The sequence below is a fragment of the Otariodibacter sp. genome (genome assembly GCF_029256985.1).
In the GTDB taxonomy this organism is placed as follows: domain Bacteria; phylum Pseudomonadota; class Gammaproteobacteria; order Enterobacterales; family Pasteurellaceae; genus Otariodibacter.
Map to the genome: position 1 here is coordinate 1 of NZ_JARIDQ010000060.1, position 18,730 is coordinate 18,730.

At 35.2% G+C, this 18,730-nt stretch carries 15 protein-coding genes; 5 read left to right on the forward strand and 10 right to left on the reverse strand.

What is annotated here, in order from left to right; genetic code table 11:
* Positions 1 to 185, forward strand: a 185-nt coding sequence (locus tag Q1J40_RS06325) for a hypothetical protein (RefSeq protein WP_301099203.1), incomplete at its 5' end; no start/stop codon positions are given.
* Positions 186 to 294: 109 nt separating this feature from the next.
* Here the strand turns inward: Q1J40_RS06325 and Q1J40_RS06330 are convergent.
* The 6 genes from Q1J40_RS06330 to rhlB all read right to left on the reverse strand — a co-directional run bounded on the left by Q1J40_RS06330 (position 295) and on the right by rhlB (position 9,685).
* A complete protein-coding gene (locus tag Q1J40_RS06330) occupies positions 295 to 1,947 on the reverse strand; it encodes an AAA family ATPase (RefSeq protein ID WP_301099204.1) in 1,653 nt (550 codons plus the stop codon).
* Between the two features lie 205 nt (positions 1,948 to 2,152).
* Entirely contained in the window at positions 2,153 to 3,205 is a 1,053-nt protein-coding gene (gene fbpC / locus Q1J40_RS06335) for a ferric ABC transporter ATP-binding protein (protein WP_301099205.1), read from the reverse strand.
* A gap of 10 nt (positions 3,206 to 3,215) precedes the next feature.
* A complete protein-coding gene (locus Q1J40_RS06340) occupies positions 3,216 to 5,267 on the reverse strand; it encodes an ABC transporter permease (protein WP_301099207.1) in 2,052 nt (683 codons plus the stop codon).
* Between the two features lie 116 nt (positions 5,268 to 5,383).
* Complete coding sequence (locus Q1J40_RS06345; protein WP_301099208.1) at positions 5,384 to 6,418, reverse strand: ABC transporter substrate-binding protein; 1,035 nt, start codon at positions 6,416 to 6,418, stop codon at positions 5,384 to 5,386.
* A gap of 337 nt (positions 6,419 to 6,755) precedes the next feature.
* Complete coding sequence (locus Q1J40_RS06350; RefSeq protein ID WP_301099209.1) at positions 6,756 to 8,240, reverse strand: helicase HerA-like domain-containing protein; 1,485 nt, start codon at positions 8,238 to 8,240, stop codon at positions 6,756 to 6,758.
* 206 nt (positions 8,241 to 8,446) lie between these two features.
* Positions 8,447 to 9,685: an ATP-dependent RNA helicase RhlB gene (rhlB, locus tag Q1J40_RS06355; protein WP_301099210.1), complete on the reverse strand. Its 1,239-nt coding sequence runs from the start codon at positions 9,683 to 9,685 to the stop codon at positions 8,447 to 8,449.
* Positions 9,686 to 9,872: 187 nt separating this feature from the next.
* Here rhlB and argF point away from each other — a divergent pair, with 187 nt between their 5' ends.
* Positions 9,873 to 10,898 (forward strand): ornithine carbamoyltransferase, encoded by a 1,026-nt coding sequence (gene argF, locus Q1J40_RS06360; RefSeq protein ID WP_301099211.1) that lies wholly within the window; start codon positions 9,873 to 9,875, stop codon positions 10,896 to 10,898.
* Positions 10,899 to 10,978: 80 nt separating this feature from the next.
* Here argF and thrB read toward each other — a convergent pair whose 3' ends face one another.
* On the reverse strand, positions 10,979 to 11,929 hold the full coding sequence (gene thrB, locus Q1J40_RS06365) for a homoserine kinase (RefSeq protein WP_301099212.1): 951 nt from the start codon (positions 11,927 to 11,929) through the stop codon (positions 10,979 to 10,981).
* Positions 11,929 to 14,385 (reverse strand): bifunctional aspartate kinase/homoserine dehydrogenase I, encoded by a 2,457-nt coding sequence (thrA, locus tag Q1J40_RS06370; protein ID WP_301099213.1) that lies wholly within the window; start codon positions 14,383 to 14,385, stop codon positions 11,929 to 11,931. The genes thrB and thrA overlap by 1 nt, the downstream gene beginning before the upstream one ends.
* A 371-nt stretch (positions 14,386 to 14,756) precedes the next feature.
* Here thrA and sodA point away from each other — a divergent pair, with 371 nt between their 5' ends.
* Complete coding sequence (gene sodA, locus Q1J40_RS06375) at positions 14,757 to 15,383, forward strand: superoxide dismutase [Mn] (protein WP_301099214.1); 627 nt, start codon at positions 14,757 to 14,759, stop codon at positions 15,381 to 15,383.
* 95 nt (positions 15,384 to 15,478) lie between these two features.
* Here the strand turns inward: sodA and tsf are convergent, their stop codons facing one another.
* Positions 15,479 to 16,333: a translation elongation factor Ts gene (tsf, locus tag Q1J40_RS06380; RefSeq protein WP_301099215.1), complete on the reverse strand. Its 855-nt coding sequence runs from the start codon at positions 16,331 to 16,333 to the stop codon at positions 15,479 to 15,481.
* A 99-nt stretch (positions 16,334 to 16,432) separates the two neighbouring features.
* The gene (rpsB, locus tag Q1J40_RS06385) at positions 16,433 to 17,152 is read right to left on the reverse strand and encodes a 30S ribosomal protein S2 (protein WP_301099216.1); all 720 of its coding nucleotides are present in this window, start codon (positions 17,150 to 17,152) and stop codon (positions 16,433 to 16,435) included.
* A 407-nt stretch (positions 17,153 to 17,559) separates the two neighbouring features.
* Between rpsB and Q1J40_RS06390 the strand changes: the two genes are divergently transcribed.
* Together Q1J40_RS06390 and Q1J40_RS06395 are read left to right on the forward strand one after the other, a co-directional pair.
* Positions 17,560 to 18,129: a hypothetical protein gene (locus Q1J40_RS06390; protein ID WP_301099217.1), complete on the forward strand. Its 570-nt coding sequence runs from the start codon at positions 17,560 to 17,562 to the stop codon at positions 18,127 to 18,129.
* 23 nt (positions 18,130 to 18,152) lie between these two features.
* Positions 18,153 to 18,730: KamA family radical SAM protein (locus tag Q1J40_RS06395; RefSeq protein ID WP_301099218.1), on the forward strand; the 578-nt coding region annotated here is incomplete at its 3' end.

An 18,730-nucleotide genomic window follows, 5' to 3' on the forward strand; every position in this document is an offset into this window, starting at 1 on the left:
ATCCTAATCTTTATTTATTGGCAGGGCTTGGGTCAAGAGGGCTAACTACCGCACCATTGTTGGGGGAATTATTAGCAAGCCAAATCGCCAATGAACCACTACCATTAAGTCAGGATATTTTATTTGCCTTAATGCCAAATCGTAGTTGGATAAGAAGTTTATTGAAGGGTAGACAATTAGATTGAGTGAAAGCGGTAAGATTAAGGCTGATTTGCCTCATTATTATTAAATAGCAGAAGAAGTCTTTAAGAAAATAAAATGCCGTCTGAAAAATAGATTTCAGACGGTATTCTGCTACATATTGATATTAGGTAGATTTTGTTTAATAACTTGTAAAAGCTCACTATTTTGATTTTTTAAGTGTCGCATTAGCCAGTCTATAAAATTATCTTTTTTTGTACCTCTTAATATTGAAGCAGTTTTATTTAATAACCCGCCTTTATTCTCATAAATTTCCAATAATTTATTTATATCTTCATGAGTAAAACAGCTTTCAATTTCATTTTTCATTTCAGAAATCCATTTTTCTATTTGATTATTTGTTAAATCATTAACTTTTGAAATCAATAGATTTTTCATGTCATTGCCAGATTGATTTTCTGATAAATCAATCTCCTTTAGATATTTATCAATCTTTCTCTGAGTTCGTTTAATCACAAATTTATCAAGATTACTATCTTTCAAATTATCTTTAATAAAACTTAACAGCTTTTTTTTATACTCAGCTAGCTTTTCGTCTAACTCTGAGTTCTGATATCCATCTAATTTTAATATTTCTGCTGCTATGGAAGTTAAGCTAAAAATGTTTTCAATTTCTGAAACTGGTAGTACTTGAATATTCAACGAATTCAAATGTTCTATTTCAGATTGTTCCCTTGTATCACGATCAACTATACCTGCACATTTTAGGTTTAATAATGGCATATCCTCATTTAATTTCTCTAAAGAAGATACTGCTTGAATAACATCTTTGCATGAACCTTTGGAAATTATTGTCCATTCTGGATAGCAATGACGATAAATTTCAATATCCAAACTATTATTTTCCCCTTCAACAAAAAGAATTGGTTTTCGGCTCCCCAAAATTAATGTAATAGTTTGTTCATCAAATTTACTATCAGGCATAGCTGTAATATTCCAAGCAGGATCAGGATAATAGTTACGAATAATATATTTTTTAGCTGATCTCGTTGAAGCAAACTCAATATCGTGTGTAATCATTATAAAAGCACAATCAGGACGAAGCTCTTCCACTTTATCCCATAAATTTGAAATAATTGATTTATGAATATGTAATTCAGGTTCATCAAAAATTAAAATGGAATTTTCATTGGCAGAGAGTACCTGACCTAAAATGTAAAATATAGCACGTTCCCCATCGCTCATATCAGATGCTAAGTATCTTTGGGAACCTTGAATTAAAGTAGATACATAAATATTATCACCTGTAATGTTTAAAACTCTATGTGGAAGTAAAACTTCCCAAGCTTCCTTCAGTTGATATAATTTAGATTTCTTTAAGTCTATAGGTTCCCCACTAATATTACTTTGATAGACGTCGATTGCTATATTAGTTTGTTCCGCAAATAAATATTGGAGTAATTTGTCAAAGTCATCTAATAGTGCTACATTTGGAGCATCATGCCATCGATATCCTATTCTATAACGTGGATCATCACACCAATTATCTCCATATTTAAGAGCCTTCTTCGCTTTATCTTCAGTAATTTTTTGAATATCTGATTTCAATGTTAAAGCTCTATGGGCTGCAATCCTGTGTGCTTTATCTCCTAGCAGTTCTTCTATATAAACAGCTAATCTTGTTTTGCCTGAACCATTTGCTCCAATAATAATCGTTGTTTCTCCAGAGCTAATAATTAGTTCTTCATTTTGAGATTCTGATGAGGAATCAGTTTTTTTAGCAATATTTAATGTTTCTGTAACCATAAATTTTCCTTGATAAGTCCTTAAATAAGGATATGAAGTATATTAACTCCAAATACCATATTATTTTATCAGTATTTTTAATAGTTCTTTTAGTATCTTCAAGTTAAATTAAAATTAATTTCCGTATTGCAACAACACAAGCGGTAAGATTTCATTCAAATTTTGCAAAAAATAAGAGGAAACTTACCGCTTGTTATCTGTTTTATTACTCCCGATTTAACAAGAAAATCCCTTTTGAGTTTAAGTGCAGATAATATTGTTCTAAACTATCGTCATAATATTCAGGGTTAAGATTGACTAAAATCTCTTTACCTTGCCAGAGAATAACAATTTCCCAATACGCCCCCATATAAATAGCACTTTTAATTTCACATTTTTGGTTTTCTTCGCCAATAGCCAGTAGTTGAACGGCTTCAGGGCGGATGCCGACTAAGCAATCGCCATTATTGACTTTAAAACGATCGGCATTTTCTAGGGTGAAATTAAAATTCCCGATTCGGATTTCATCTTGATTACGGAAAGCCTCTAAGATGGTTGATTCACCCATAAAGTTAGCTAAAAATAGTGAGTTAGGTTGAAGATATAGCATTCTGGCGGAATCTTTTTGTTTAATAATACCTTTATCCATAACGATAACTTCATCTGACACAGCAAAAGCTTCCGTTTGATCGTGTGTTACATAGAGTGAGGTAATATTTAAGCGTTGTTGTAATTCTCGAATTTTTTCACGCATAGAACGGCGTAAATTGGCATCAAGGTTACTTAACGGCTCATCAAAAAGTAACACTTTAGGTTTTAAGATCAAGGCTCTTGCAAGGGCAACACGTTGTTGTTGACCACCAGAGATTTGATCGACATATCGATCTTCAAAGCCTGCTAAATCGACCAACTCTAATGCTTCACGAATACGTGTTTGACGCTCACTTTTACTTACGCCTTGCATTTTCAATCCATAACCCACGTTATCGCCAATCGACATATGAGGGAATAGGGCATAGGATTGGAATACGATACAGATATCACGTTGTTGAATTGAATTTTGAGTGACATCTTCACCATCAATGAAAATTTGCCCTGATGTAGGATTTTCTAATCCTGCCACCAAACGTAAAACTGTCGTTTTACCACAACCAGAGGGGCCAAGTAATGTGACCATTGTGCCTTTTTTAATGGACAGACTGAGGTTATCAATTACTGTCGCTTTCCCAAAAGATTTTGTAATATTTTTGAGTACTAGAAAGTCGTTTTGTGTTTCCATTGATCTATCCTTAATTTGTTTTTTTCGCTTTTGAACGAGCAATACGGGTTTCACCCACTAGCCAGTCAAAGAAGAAAATAATTGACATCATTACTACGATAAGAATTGAGCCATAGGCAATGGCAATGCCGTATTCACCATCTTCTACACGGTTTAGAATGTAAGATGTTGCCACACGAGTATCTGCGGTAACTAAGAAAATTATCGCACTGACGGTTGTCATTGCTCGCACAAAGCTTGTTACTAAAGCTGAAAGTAACGCTGGTTTTAATAATGGCAATACCACATAAAATAAGGTTTTAAGTGAACCCGCTTTGAGTGAGAGAGAGGCTTCATCTAATGATTTATCTAGTTGTCCAAGTCCAGCAACTGCAGCACGCATACCCACAGGCATATTTCGCATTACCATTGATAAAATAATGATAATAGCCGTTCCTGTTATATAAATAGGTGCATTGTTAAAGGCGAGAATGTAGGAAACCCCGGCAACTGTACCCGGTACAGCAAAGCAGAGTAGAGTAAGGAATTCTAAAGTTTTCTTACCCTTAAATTCTCTACGTACGGTGATATAAGCAATCAATAAGCCTAATACTGCGGTAATAGGAGCGGCTGTTGCTGCAAAAATAACGGTTTGAATCAGAGATGGCCAAGCTCCGTCACTAAATCCTTGTCCAAATAGGGTTATGTAATTGTCGAGGGTAAGGGTGTAATCAACCCCCCAGTTAACGGTAAAACTTCCATAAAAAATACTGCCATAGAGTACAATATTAAATATAACCCAAGCAGCTAAACTGCAAATAATGACGAGTTTCAGACCGCTTGGAAGATCTTGTACATCCCCTCGATATGATTTTCCTGAAACAGTGACGTAAGAGCGATTACCGATCCATAAATATTGAATCACAAAAATAGCGAGTGAGAAGAGTAATAAAATTGTTCCTAAGGTACTGGCTGAAGCATAATCAAGTTGAGAGCCTGCAATATAGAAATAGATTTGGGTTGCAATAACATCATAACTTCCGCCTAGTACTAATGGTGTACTAAAGTCTGCTAATGATTGAATAATCACAACCAAGAATGAGTTGGCTAAAGCTGGTTTTAGTAATGGGAAAATGATATTTACAAACGCTTGATATCGATTTGAACGTAATGTGTAAGCCGCCTCTTCAACAGAAGGGTGAATAGATTTCAACGCACCTTCTAAAATCATAAATGACATAGGTGTGAGGGCTAATGTATGAGCTATCACAATTCCTGTATAACCGTAGAGCCAACTACGATCAAATCCTAAGTATTCGACTAAAAATGCAGTGACATAGCCTGAACGACCAAGCATTAATGTTACACCAAGACCAACCACAAATGGCGGAGTAACTATCGGTAAGATAGAGAATATTTTGCCAATAAACGCAGTACGTTTTGCAATGCGGGTGGTATAAAGAGCAAAAGCTAAACCAAATAAGGTAGAGATAATACCAACAGATACTGCCACACTTAATGAATTACCAATCACTCTTAATACGTAGGGTTGTTGGATAATATCTAAGACTTGTGTTGGTACAAATTCATCACCATCAAAAAACATTGAGATAAATATGGTGATAGTTGGATAAACAATAAAAAAGAAAATTAATAAAATAATGCAGAGTAGTGAGGCAATAATAAAGCGATCACCTTGCATTATTTTTAAATTAACAAGGGAATTGGTTGTAATAGCAATAAGTGCAAGAATTAAAGGAACCGTTGCATAGCCTAAGCTAATTTTAGCGAAAATAGCGGAACCAAAAATAAATAAAAATAATAATCCAACCCCATATAATTCAGCAATACTCCGTTTTTTTGAGTGTTGCTTTGATTTATTTTGATTTGGAAAAAGAAATAAGATAAGAGGTAAAAACCATAGCCACGTTAAATTTACTGATGACCATCCCATCGCATCTAAAATTTCATCAGGTAGTGAATCGAATAATCCATAATCTAGTGCTTGGGCAGGTAGAAATATAAAACTAAGAAAAGCAATAAAAATCCAAAATGGTGGACGAGAGAAAAAAGATACAGGCATGATATCTCCCTAACGATAAGATTATTAAAGTATTAGTACTCTAATAAAATCTAAGAGTAAAGACGATAATGCAGAAAATTACTGACTAATTTCCTGCATTACTTAATTGAGATTATTTATTGTGCTAATTTAACTTCATTAACCCACTTTTCAATAAGGCGTTTACGCTCATCACTTGAACCATATTTTTCAAAATCATAATCAATCAAGGTTAATTTTTTTGGATCAAGAGAATAAGGAGAAGGTTCAGCTGTTGTATTAGTCAATACTTGGAATGATTCACCTTTTTGCCAAGAAAGTTCTTGTGCTTCTTTTGATAATACCCAATCAACAAATAATTTTGCATTATCGAGGTTACGTGCACCTTTTAAAATACTTACGCCACCTAATTCATAGCCTGTTCCTTCTTTTGGTACGATTAATTCTAAGTTTGCCCCATTTTTCTTTTCTAATGAGTAATCGTGTAAGAAACCGACACCAATTGCAGTTTCACCTCTTGCAGCATTACGAGAAGGAGTTACGCCAGATTTGGTATATTGAGAGATATTTTTATGTAGATTTTTTAAATATTCAAAAGCTTTATCTTCTCCCCATAACTGAACAAAAGTAGCAAGTGCAGTGTAAGCCGTACCTGAGCTTTGTGGATCAGCTATTTGGATTTCACCAGCTAAACGAGGATCGAGCAAGTCTTCCCAAGATGCAGGCGGATTTTCTAAGCCTAATTCTTTTAGTCTATCCATATTTACACCAAATCCAAGGATCCCCATATACACCGCAGAACTGTAATTACCTTTGATTTTTGCTGGGTCACGGAATTTTTCGACAATTTGATCTAAATTTGGTGATTGGTAAGGTTGAAGTAAGCCCATTTCACCTGCTTGTGACTGCGGATCAAGTGTTCCACCATACCATACATCGGCTTGAGGATTGTTTTTTTCAGCATCAATTTTTGCCAGTGTACTGCCTGAACCATTACGAATAAAAGAAACTCGGACATCATATTTATCACCAAATGCTTGTGTTTCTTGCTCACACATTTGATTGGTAGCGCTACAGTAGACAGTCAAACGTCCTTTAGCTTCTGCTTGTGTGCTTAATAGTGAACCTAAAAATACGGCAGAAAGTACAGCTGAGAGTGTTTTTAATTTCATAACATAATCCTCTTGAATAGAAAGGACGGTTAATCTAGCGTATTTTAAAAATTAATACTGTGATTTTGTTCACAAAAGAAGCCCGATATAAAGATAATGAAAATATATTAAAAATATTTGTAGAAATATAAAAAATACGCTATCAACTAATAGAATTAGCTATTTTGTTAATTTTTTAGTCTGTAAGTTTATCAAAACTAGTAAATATAAGACTTTGAACCTATCTCTCGCTTTTATCTAGGGGCTAATCTATGTCAACCCCTTATTTTATATTGATATAGAATATGCAAGAATGATAAACCAAATTGGTACTTAAATTAGTTATCAAGGAGAATCACTATCTTTTTATTGCACCTAATATTCCTCGCATAATTTGTTTTGTAACTTGATTTCGGATATTACGACCAATAGATTTAGCGACACTTCCTACCATTTTTTCAGCTATGGATTGTTCACTTTTTTTCTTAGTGTCAAAAATACTCCCTAGAATACCGCCCAATAAACTATTTTCATCCTCTTTCTCTTTTTGTTCTGCTTCTTGTTCCAAATTAAGTCTTTGAGTAAGAACCTCAAATGCTGATTCATTATCAATGTATTGGCTATAATGAAGATAAAGGTCATCTTGTTTAACAAAATCAAGGCGTTCTTGGTCTGAAATTGGTTGAAGTTGACTCTTCGGAGGATAGATATAAGCAATTTCAACAGGTGTTGGCATACCTTTTTCATCTAATGTGGAAACAAGAGCCTCTCCAACACCAAGTTGAGTAATAGCATCGACAACGTTAATATTGGGGTTGGAACGGAATGTTTCAGCAGCAGATTTTACTGCTTTTTGATCTCTAGGGGTAAAGGCTCTTAATGCGTGTTGAATTCTATTTCCCAACTGCCCCAACACTCCATCTGGTAAATCAAGAGGATTTTGAGTGACAAAATAGACTCCAACTCCTTTTGATCGAATAAGTCGAACGACTTGTTCAATTTTATCTACTAAAACTTTTGGAGCATCATCAAACATCAGATGTGCTTCATCGAAGAATAATATAAATTTTGGTTTATCAGGATCGCCGACTTCTGGAAGTTGTTCAAAAAGTTCTGCCATAAACCAAAGAAGGAATGCTCCATACATTTGGGGTGAATTTACGAGTTTTTCAGCATTAAGTACATTAATAACGCCTAGTCCTTTTTTTGTTTGAATCCAATCATTTAAATCTAAAGCAGGTTCACCAAATAAATTGGTAGCACCTTCATTTTCTAATCGAAGTAATGAACGCTGAATAGCTCCTACACTTGCAGCAGAGACATTGCCATATTTTACTCGGAATGTTTTGGCATTTTCTGCTACAAATTGAAGGATTGCTCTTAGATCTTTTAAATCAATTAGTAATAACCCTTGATCGTCTGCAACACGAAAAACAAGATTAAGCAAGCCTTCTTGAGTATCATTCAAATTGAGTAGGCGAGAGAGTAGCATCGGTCCCATTTCTGATATAGTTGTTCGTAGTGGGATACCTGTTTCACCAAAAACATCCCAAAAAGAAACAGGAAAACCAGATAAATAATCTTCACCACCTAATTTAAATTGCTCAATTCTTTCTGCAACTTTTCCAGTTAAACTACCCGCTTGTATTAACCCAGATAAATCTCCTTTAACATCAACAAGGAAAACAGGGACACCATCCAAGCTAAAAGATTCAGCTAATGTACGCAACGTCACTGTTTTTCCTGTTCCAGTTGCTCCTGCAATAAGTCCATGACGGTTTGCCATTTTAGAAATTAATGAGAGTTTTTTATTATCTTTAGTTTGTGCAATAGTATAGTTCATTGTAAATCCTTGATTAAATTTTACTTATATTGTTACTAGGAAATTAGTTTCATACTCTATGATCAATAAAGAAGATCTTATTTTTAATTTATTTGATAATTGTTCACCGGCTAAATTACAAAATCCAATTCTGATCAAACTTATTTATTCTTGAATATAACTCATAAAATAGTATTGCTTTTAAATTTACCAGACTAAAATAAAGTCTAGGCTTTTCTAGTTCTGGTTCTCTTATTATTAAAACGCTTTGAACGAGTTTTTGAACGACGTAATTTGGGTAACGATAGTAGTGCTTGATTATCATATTGACTTACAGAAATTGAGTGTCCAATGTATTCTTCAATAGCAGGTAGATTTACTGCATATTGTTCACATGCAAAACTAATAGATGAGCCACTTTCACCAGCACGTCCTGTTCTACCAATGCGATGAACATAATCTTCACGATCATCAGGAAGATCATAATTAAACACATGAGTAACATCAGGAATATGTAAACCACGAGCTGCTACATCTGTTGCCACTAATATATCAAGATTACCGTGTGTAAATTCATCTAATAAAGTTAAACGTTTTTTCTGAGGAACATCGCCAGTTAATAATCCAACACGATGACCATCAGCACTTAAGACACACCAAATATCTTCACACTTATGTTTAGTATTAGCAAATATGATACAACGATCAGGCCATTCTTCTTCTATTAATGTGAGTAATAATGGCATTTTATCTTCATTAGAAGGATAAAAAAGTTCTTCTTTAATTCGATGACCTGTACGTTGTAAAGGCTCGATTTCAACATACTCTGCATTATGCATATCTTCAAAAGCCAACTCTCTCACCCTATGAGAAAGGGTTGCTGAGAATAGCATTGTTAGGCGAGATTCTGGTTTTGGACATTTACGCATTAAATAACGAATATCTTTTATAAAACCTAGATCAAACATTCTATCCGCTTCATCAAGCACCACAACTTGAATTTTATCTAAATTGATAATGTTTTGTTTTACATAATCAATCACACGTCCAGTTGTACCAATTAGGATATCAACGCCTTGTTCGATAGCCTGTAATTGTTTGTCATAGCCATCTCCACCATAAGCAAGCGCTAAATTTAGTCCTGTGCGTTGAGTAAATATTTCTGCATCTGCTGCAATTTGAACAGCTAATTCTCGAGTAGGAGCTAAAATAAGAGCTTTAGGTTGGTTTGATTTTGATTCAATAGGGTGACTTAGTAGGTGGTTAAATGTGGCAACCAAGAAGGCTAATGTTTTTCCAGTTCCTGTTTGCGCTTGTCCTGCAATATCTTGCCCAATTAATGTGTAGGGGAGTGTTTTAGCTTGAATTGGGGTACAAAATTCAAAATTTTTACTATCTAAAGCATCTAAGACACTTTCTTGAATAGGAAAATCAATAAATCGTTGTTCTGTAAGATGTTTAGACATCATATTCTCCTTGGATTAGCAAACGGTAAGTTATAGTGAATAATTTACAAAAATTGGTGAAGAAGTTACCGCTTGTAAATCTAATTATTTTTATATAGAAAATTTGTGGAAAGATATCACAAATAGCATAACTTTAGTATAATCTTCCAACATTTCAACCTGCTATTTCTTCAATTAGGGAGTATTTATGACACTTGATAGTAATATCACTTTAAAAAATCGCCATTTTTTACGTTTAATGGATTTTGAGCCAACTGAAATTAAGTATTTATTGGCACTATCTGCAAAATTAAAAGCAGATAAAAAAGCAGGTCGAGAACTACCAACAATGAAAGGTAAAAATATTGCCTTAATTTTTGAAAAAAGTTCAACAAGAACTCGTAGTTCTTTTGAGATTGCTGCATTCGATCAAGGTGCTAATGTGAGTTACATTGGACCAAGTGGCTCACAAATTGGACATAAAGAATCAATGAAGGATACTGCTCGTGTATTGGGTAGGATGTATGATGGTATTCAATATCGAGGATATGGTCAGGAGCTTGTGCAAACATTGGCGGATTATTCAGGTGTGCCGGTATGGAATGGATTGACGGATGAATTTCATCCAACTCAAATTTTAGCTGATTTTTTAACAATGCAAGAGCATTGTGATAAACCATTAAATCAAATGAAACTAGCTTATCTAGGAGATGCTAGAAATAATATGGGAAATTCATTTGTTGAAGGGGCGGCTTTAATGGGTGTTGATTTGCGTCTTGTTGCACCAAAACAATTCTTCCCTGAGCAAACTTTACTTGATGAAGTTGCAGAAATGGCAGAAAAAACGGGGGCAAAAATTACTTGCACAGAGGATGTTGCAGAAGGTGTGAAAGGTGTAGATTTTATCTATACGGATGTGTGGGTTTCAATGGGTGAACCTGAATCAGCTTGGCAAGAACGAATCAATATAATGAAGCCTTACCAAGTGAATACTGAACTTATGCAATTAACGGGTAATAAAAATGTAAAATTTTTACACTGTTTACCTGCTTTTCATGACGATCAAACTAAAATCGGTAAAGAAATTGCTGACAAATATGGTATGAAAGGGTTAGAAGTAACTGATGAAGTTTTTGAATCCGAAGCATCAATTGTGTTTGATGAGGCAGAAAATAGAATGCATACCATTAAAGCTGTGATGGTTGCAACTTTAGGTAATGCTGAATACTTATAGATAAAATATAAAGTGACACAATAATAAAAAGGGACGAATAATTTCGTCCCGATGTTGTGTGTTGCTATCTTTAATTTATTTTAGTTAATTGCTCTAGCCCCTTCGTTATCAACCTTACAAATATGAATAAATCCATCTGAATTTTGTAGGTATTCTTTTTCTAAGAACGCAGAGATTTTTTGTGCAAAAGCTAAATTTGGTGCAATTGCATACATTGTTGGACCAGAACCAGAAATACCGACTGCCATAGCTCCTAGATCTTTGCAACCTTGTCGAACTGCTGAGAAATTAGGTAATAAGTTTTCTCTATAAGGTTCTGCAATAAAATCTTTCATCATTGACACAGCTAATTGAGCTTGTTGGGTATGACAAGCGTGAACAAAGCTACCTAAATGTCTAGCTTGAGCAATCATATCTTGTCTGCTGTAATTTTTCGGTAAAATTGCTCTTGCTTCTGCCGTAGAAACTTTGATTCCCGGATAAGCCAGCACCCAATACCAATCATCAAAGAAAGGTAATGTTTGACAAATATTACCTTGTGATTCAGTCATCATTTGTAGCCCACCTAAATAACATGGTGCGACATTATCATAATGAATAGATCCAGAGATTCGGCCTTCCAATTTTCCCATCATTGCTAATAACTCCATTTTAGTAAATGGTGTATCGTGGAATTTATTTAAGGCTACTAGTGCAGCAACAATAGAGCAAGCACTAGAACCTAAACCAGAACCAATTGGCATATTTTTTTCAAGGATTAAACGGAGTTTTTTGATTTCGCCTCCGCGTAATTTTAAACGTTCACTAAATAGGACATAAGCTTGATAAACAATGTTCTTATGTATATTCTTAGGTAACTTTTGAGCAAAAAAACCGATATTTTCTAATTCAAAAGGTATCTCTGATGATTCAATTTGTACCACATCGCCGAGCAATGATCCGTCAACAGGCGAAATAGCAACACCGAGAGAATCAAATCCAACACTTAAGTTTGCACTTGTCGCTGGGGCATAAATTCTAAGTGAAGTCATTAGTTTACCCCTCCGCTTAAAGTACGTAAAATATCCGCAAAGATTCCCGCAGCTGTCACGTTATTACCTGCACCGTATCCTCTTAATAGTAATGGACTAGGACTATAGTAGCGAGTATAGAATGCTAAGGCATTTTCACCATTTTTTACTTTGTATAATGGATTATCTTCGCTGATTTCTTTAATTTCAACACGGCATTTATTTTTTTCAATTACCCCAACATATCGTAAAACATTGTTATTAGCGGTCGCTTTCTCTACACGTTTTGCAAATTCTGCATCAAATTCAGGTAACATTACTAAGAATTCTTCAGTGGTTTTACCCTCAGCAAAACCTTGTGGAAGAATACTTTCAATTTCCACATCTTGCAGTTCTAAATCAAGTCCGGTTTCACGTGCTAGAATTAATAGTTTACGTGCAACATCTTGTCCAGATAAATCATCACGAGGATCTGGCTCAGTAAAGCCTTTTTCTTTGGCTAATATTGTTGCTTGAGAAAGGGTCAATCCTTCTTCAAGTTGTCCGAAAATATAAGAGAGTGATCCTGATAAAATTCCTTCGAATTTTTGCACTTCATCACCTGCCGCAAGTAAGTTCTGTAAGTTTTCGATAACAGGTAATCCAGCGCCTACGTTCGTGTCATATAAGAATTTACGTTGACTTTGACGTGCTTTTTCACGCATTTCTTGGTAGTACTCAAAGCTTGATGTATTCGCTTTTTTATTTGGAGTAACAACATGGAATCCTGACTTCAAAATATTCGTGTATAAATCGGCAACAGATTGTGATGTTGTACAATCAACTAATACAGGATTAACAACATGGTGTAATTTTATAAAAGAACGGATAAGTTCAAAGTCTGAAGGTTGAGTAGCATTTTCTAAATCTTCTTTCCAATTCTCTAATGCTAATCCATTCTCATCGAGTAGCATTTTGGTCGAGTTAGCTAAAGCACATACACGAATTTCAATGTCTTTTTTAGCAAGATAATCTTTTTGATGTCTAATTTGTTCAATAAGTTCGCTACCTACACCGCCTACACCAATAAGGAAAACATCAATAAATTTTTTATGATTAAATAATGCTTGATGAGTAGCTTTCACTGCTTCGATAGCTTTATTCTGAGAAATTACTACAGAAATAGAGCGTTCCGATGAGCCTTGTGCAATAGCGATAATACTAATATTAGCTTTTGCTAAAGCGGAGAAGAAACTTGCAGCAATACCTTTAGCAGTCTTCATTCCATCACCCACAACAGAAATAACAGACAATTCCTTGATAACTTCAATAGGATCGAGCAAACCATCTTTAAGTTCTTGAGCAAATTCTTCGTTAAGGGCAGAAATTGCTTTATCTGCTGATTTAACGGGTATACAGAAGCTAATGCTATATTCAGAAGAGGATTGAGTGATTAAAATAACGGAGATTCCTTCTCTCGACATAGTTGAGAAGACTCTTGCTGCCATCCCAACCATACCTTGCATACCAGAACCAGATACATTGAACATCGCCACATTATCTAAGTTTGTAATACCTTTGACTTTCAATCCGTCTGTAGCGATATTGCCATCAATAATCGTACCTTTACCATCTGGATTGCTGGTATTTTTAATTAAACAAGGGATATTGAGAGAGACGAGAGGACCGATAGTACGAGGATGGATAACTTTAGCACCAAAGAACGATAGTTCCATAGCTTCTTGATAACTCATGGATTCTAAACAAATAGCATCAGGTACTAAGCGAGGATCGCAAGTATAGACACCATCAACATCTGTCCAAATCTCACAAACATCAGCATTTAAACAAGCAGCTAAACAAGCAGCAGAGTAGTCAGATCCATTTCTACCTAATAAAACAAGTTCGCCTTGTTCATTACCTGCGGTAAAACCTGCCATTAAAACGATATTTTTTTTAGGAATAGAATTGGCATCAATACGTTTTGTTGACTCTTCAATATCAACAGATGATTCTAAATAATTACCATAAGCTAATAACTTTTCAACAGGATCAATACGAGTAACTTCATAACCTTTTGCTTGAAACCATGCTTTCATCATTGCTATTGAAAGTTTTTCACCACGGCTATGTACGGTAGCACTGATGTTATCGGGACAGAATTTATTTTTAGCTGCTTCAGTAGCAATATCACAAATTTGTTGGATTTCTGCCTGAATAAATTGAGCAAGTCCATCACGATCAAAATTGGTATTTTGAGCATAAAGTCCATTAATAATGTTATCAAAGATTTGATTGGCTTCATCAAGGTGAGATTGGTAAGATTCACCAGCTTGTGCTTTATCCACAATTGCCACTAGATGATTGGTAATTTTAGCTGGAGCAGAAAGTACGCCTGCTGCTTGATCGGCTAAATGTGCCTTTTCAATAAGATCCGCAGCTTGTATAAAACGTTCAGCATTTGCTAAAGATGTGCCGCCAAATTTTAGAACTCGCATAATTTCTCCTGAATAGATAATTATTAAATATTTATAAAATCGGATACAAAAAAACCCGCTTTTTGGCGGGTTTATGGTGTCTTATTTTCTATTTTTTAGCAACGACAACCCGCATCATGTGTGTGCATAATGGTAATAATCGTTGTAGTAATTGTCATTGCCAAATAATTCATTGTCAGTTTATAAGTGTAAAAGCAGACGAAAGAATGTGCGAAAAAGGTTATTTTGTCAATGAATTTTTTTATATATATTTTATTATTTTTATTTATTGTTCTAGATCAAAAAAATATGTATATTTTGTTAATTTTTTGATAAAATACACTCAGAGTTTAGCTCTAAATTACTAATTTATTTTTGAAGAGGATTTAAATATGGCATACACATTACCAGAATTAGGTTACGCTTATGATGCGTTAGAACCACACTTTGATGCAAAAACAATGGAAATTCACCACTCCAAACATCATCAAACTTATGTAAATAATTCAAATGCAGCATTAGAATCATTACCAGAGTTTGCAGATAAAACACCAGGTGAAGTGATTGCAAATTTAGCTTCTATACCAGAAGATAAACGTACAGCTGTGAAGAACAATGTTGGGGGACATGCGAATCACACAATGTTTTGGAAAGGTTTAAAAACTGGCACAACATTAGGTGGTGCATTAAAAGATGCTATCGTGCGTGATTTTGGTTCAGTAGAAGCATTCCAAGCAGAATTTGAAAAAGCAGCAGCAACTCGTTTTGGTTCAGGTTGGGCATGGTTAGTATTAGAAAATGGTAAACTTTCTGTTGTTTCAACTGCGAACCAAGATTCTCCTTTAATGGGTAAGGAAGTTGCAGGCGTATCTGGTTACCCAATTTTAACATTAGATGTTTGGGAACATGCATACTATTTAAACTACCAAAACCGTCGTCCTGATTACATTAAAGCATTCTGGAATGTAGTAAACTGGGATGAAGCAGCAAACCGTTTTGAAAATCAAATTAAAGACTAATTTAAACTTTAACTTAAAAGAAAATAAAAAGGGCAGTTTAAAAACTGCCCTTATCTTTTTATGTATCTTGTGAAAAATATAGAAGCTAAAAGCTATTAAGCTTGATTACCACTAATTTTAGCAACTTCAGCAGCAAAATCTTCTTCAACTTTTTCGATGCCTTCACCAACTTCTAAACGGATAAAGCCAGTTACATCTGCACCGTTGTCTTTTAAGAATTCACCAACAGATTTTGAAGGATCCATAACAAATGCTTGACCAGTTAATGAAACTTCACCAGTGAATTTCTTCATACGACCTTCAACCATTTTTTCTGCGATTTCACGTGGTTTACCAGATTCCATTGCAATAGCAACTTGGATTTCACGTTCTTTAGCAACAACTTCAGCAGAAACATCCTCAGGTTTAACGTATTCAGGACGGCTAGCTGCAACGTGCATTGCGATTTTTTTCAATAGTTCTTCGTCTGCATTAACGCCTGCAACTAATACACCAATTTTCGCACCGTGTAAGTATGAACCTAAAACTTGTCCATCTAAGAATTGAACACGACGAATATTCATGTTTTCACCGATTTTTGCAACTAATGCAGCACGTTTTTCTTCAAATTGAGCTTGAAGAGCTTCGATTGTTATACCTTTATTTGCTAAAGCATAATCAGCCACTTCATTTGCTAATTCTAAGAAACCAGCATCTTTAGCTACGAAGTCAGTTTCACAGTTCATTTCAACTAATACGCCAAAACCATTACCAGTACGAGAGATGATAACACCTTCTGCTGCCACACGACCTGCTTTTTTAGCCGCTTTAGCTTGACCTGATTTACGCATATTGTCGATTGCTAATTCGATATCGCCATTTGCTTCAACTAACGCTTTTTTACATTCCATCATACCTGCGCCAGTGCGATCACGAAGCTCTTTTACGCGTGCTGCTGTAATTTCAGCCATTTTTTATTCCTCTCAATTTAGATATAAAGAAAAGCAGGGTACATATTGCCCCTGCTTCACAACTATGAATGTGTTTTAAGGGCTTGTGCCTTAATACGATTATTCAGCAGCTGCTTCTTCTGCAACTACAACTTCTTCTTGACCACGACCTTCTTTGATTGCAGCTACTGCTGAATTTAAATAAAGTTGGATTGCACGAGCTGCATCGTCGTTACCAGGGATAACGAAATTAACACCATCTGGGTCTGAGTTAGTATCAACGATAGCAAAAACAGGAATACCTAGGTTGTTTGCTTCTTTAATTGCGATATGTTCGTAATCTGCACCGATAACAAATACTGCATCAGGAAGACCAGCCATATCTTTAATACCACCTAAACTTAATTCTAATTTATCAAGTTCACGAGTACGCATTAATGCTTCTTTCTTAGTAATCTTTTCGAAAGTACCATCTTGCGTTTGAGCTTCTAAATCTTTTAAGCGTTTGATTGATTGACGAACTGTTTTCCAGTTAGTCAACATACCACCTAACCAACGGTGGTTAACATAGAATTGTTGGCTTTCTACTGCTGCTGCTTTTACTGCTTCAGACGCTGCACGTTTTGTACCAACGAAAAGAATTTTACCGTTGTTACCAGCAATGCGAGTTAACTCAGCTAATGCTTCGTTGAATAATGGTAAAGTTTTTTCTAAGTTTACAATGTGAACACCATTACGAGCACCAAAAATGAATGGTTTCATTTTTGGGTTCCAGTAACGTGTTTGGTGACCGAAGTGAACGCCTGCGTTAAGCATATCGCGCATAGATACTTGTGCCATAAGAAATTTTCCTTTTGTTTGAGTCCCTTATTCTTTGTCATTGGTAGAGAATAAAGGAAGGGTTTTGCCTCCACATACCCTAATAACCGACCGTTGAGAAATAGTATCTCGCCAGCACCCCGATAATTAGTCTTCGATATGTGTGTGATTTTGTGTTAATAATAAAAAAAATGATGTTTTTTGTCTTATTAGTTTAGTTAATAAGCACAAAAAACGGACGGATTTTACAGAAAAAATAGAGTAAATGCTAGTGGTTTTTGCTTAATCAGTGGTAAACGGATTTATTTATAACCAGTTGATAGAGAATTGTTACGCTTATTGAGTTAATCTATCTTAACAGCATTATTTTAGGCTATAATTCGTCAGCTTTTTAATTTAAAAATAAATAACATTAGGAATACAATTTAATGAAAAAAATGATCGTTGCAAGTTTGGTCTTGGTTTTATCAATAACTTCTTTTGCAGAGGCAAAAAGAGGTGGGTTTAAACTAAGAAAATCAAGAATGCCAGCAGCTCAGCAACATAAAGCTCAACCAAAACCTGATGCAGATTTTAATAATACACCAAATTCTGCTACAGCTAATAATATGAATGGTCGAGCAACAGGTGGCGGTTTAGGTAATTTTGTGACTGGGGCAGCAGCAGGTTATTTACTGAGTGATATGCTTTCACCAGAGCAGGCTCAAGCACAAGAAAACGTACAACAAGCTGACACTATGCAAGCGGTCGGATCTGAATCACAATCTGCAAATCCAATAAATCAATTAAGTCAGCAAGTGAGTGGCATAACACCGACTGTGCAAGCTTTTAAATCGATTGATCCTAACGATCCCAACCTTATTGAAAAAACGGGAGGTTATGCGCGCTACTGTTTGAACGGGGTACAATATTTAATGAGTACCACCAACACACAATCACCTCCAACGTTGATGGTGGATAAAAACAACACACCAGTACAGTGTGTCATTCTCCCTTAGTTGAATTTAAATGGTTTAATCTAATGCAGGTACTGGATTCCGTAAAGCCTCAATGGCTAGTCGATCTCGCTCAAGCTTTTAATCGTCCACAAGATTTACTGGAATATCTTGAATTGGATCCAAAAGAGTTTGAGCAAGATAGTGCGGCTCGGAAATTATTTGCCTTACGTGTTCCTCGCCCATTTGCAGAAAAAATGCAAAAAAAGGATCGGAACGACCCGCTTTTTTTACAAGCAATGTCTGCTCAACAAGAATTTTTACAAGCCGAAGGTTTTGTCAAAGATCCGCTTGAAGAGCAACATTCGCCTGCTCCGAATATTTTGCATAAATATTATAATCGCCTATTGTTTATGATTAAAAGCAGTTGTGCGATAAATTGTCGGTACTGTTTTCGTCGCCATTTTCCTTATGATGAAGTCAAAAGTGGTAAAGAAACGTGGATGCAAAGTTTGCAATATATTGCGGATCATAGCGAAATTGAGGAAGTAATTTTGTCGGGCGGCGATCCGCTTATGGCGAAAGACAAAGAGTTTGATTGGTTGTTAGATGAATTTGAAAAAATTACTCATCTTAAAACACTAAGAATTCATAGTCGCTTGCC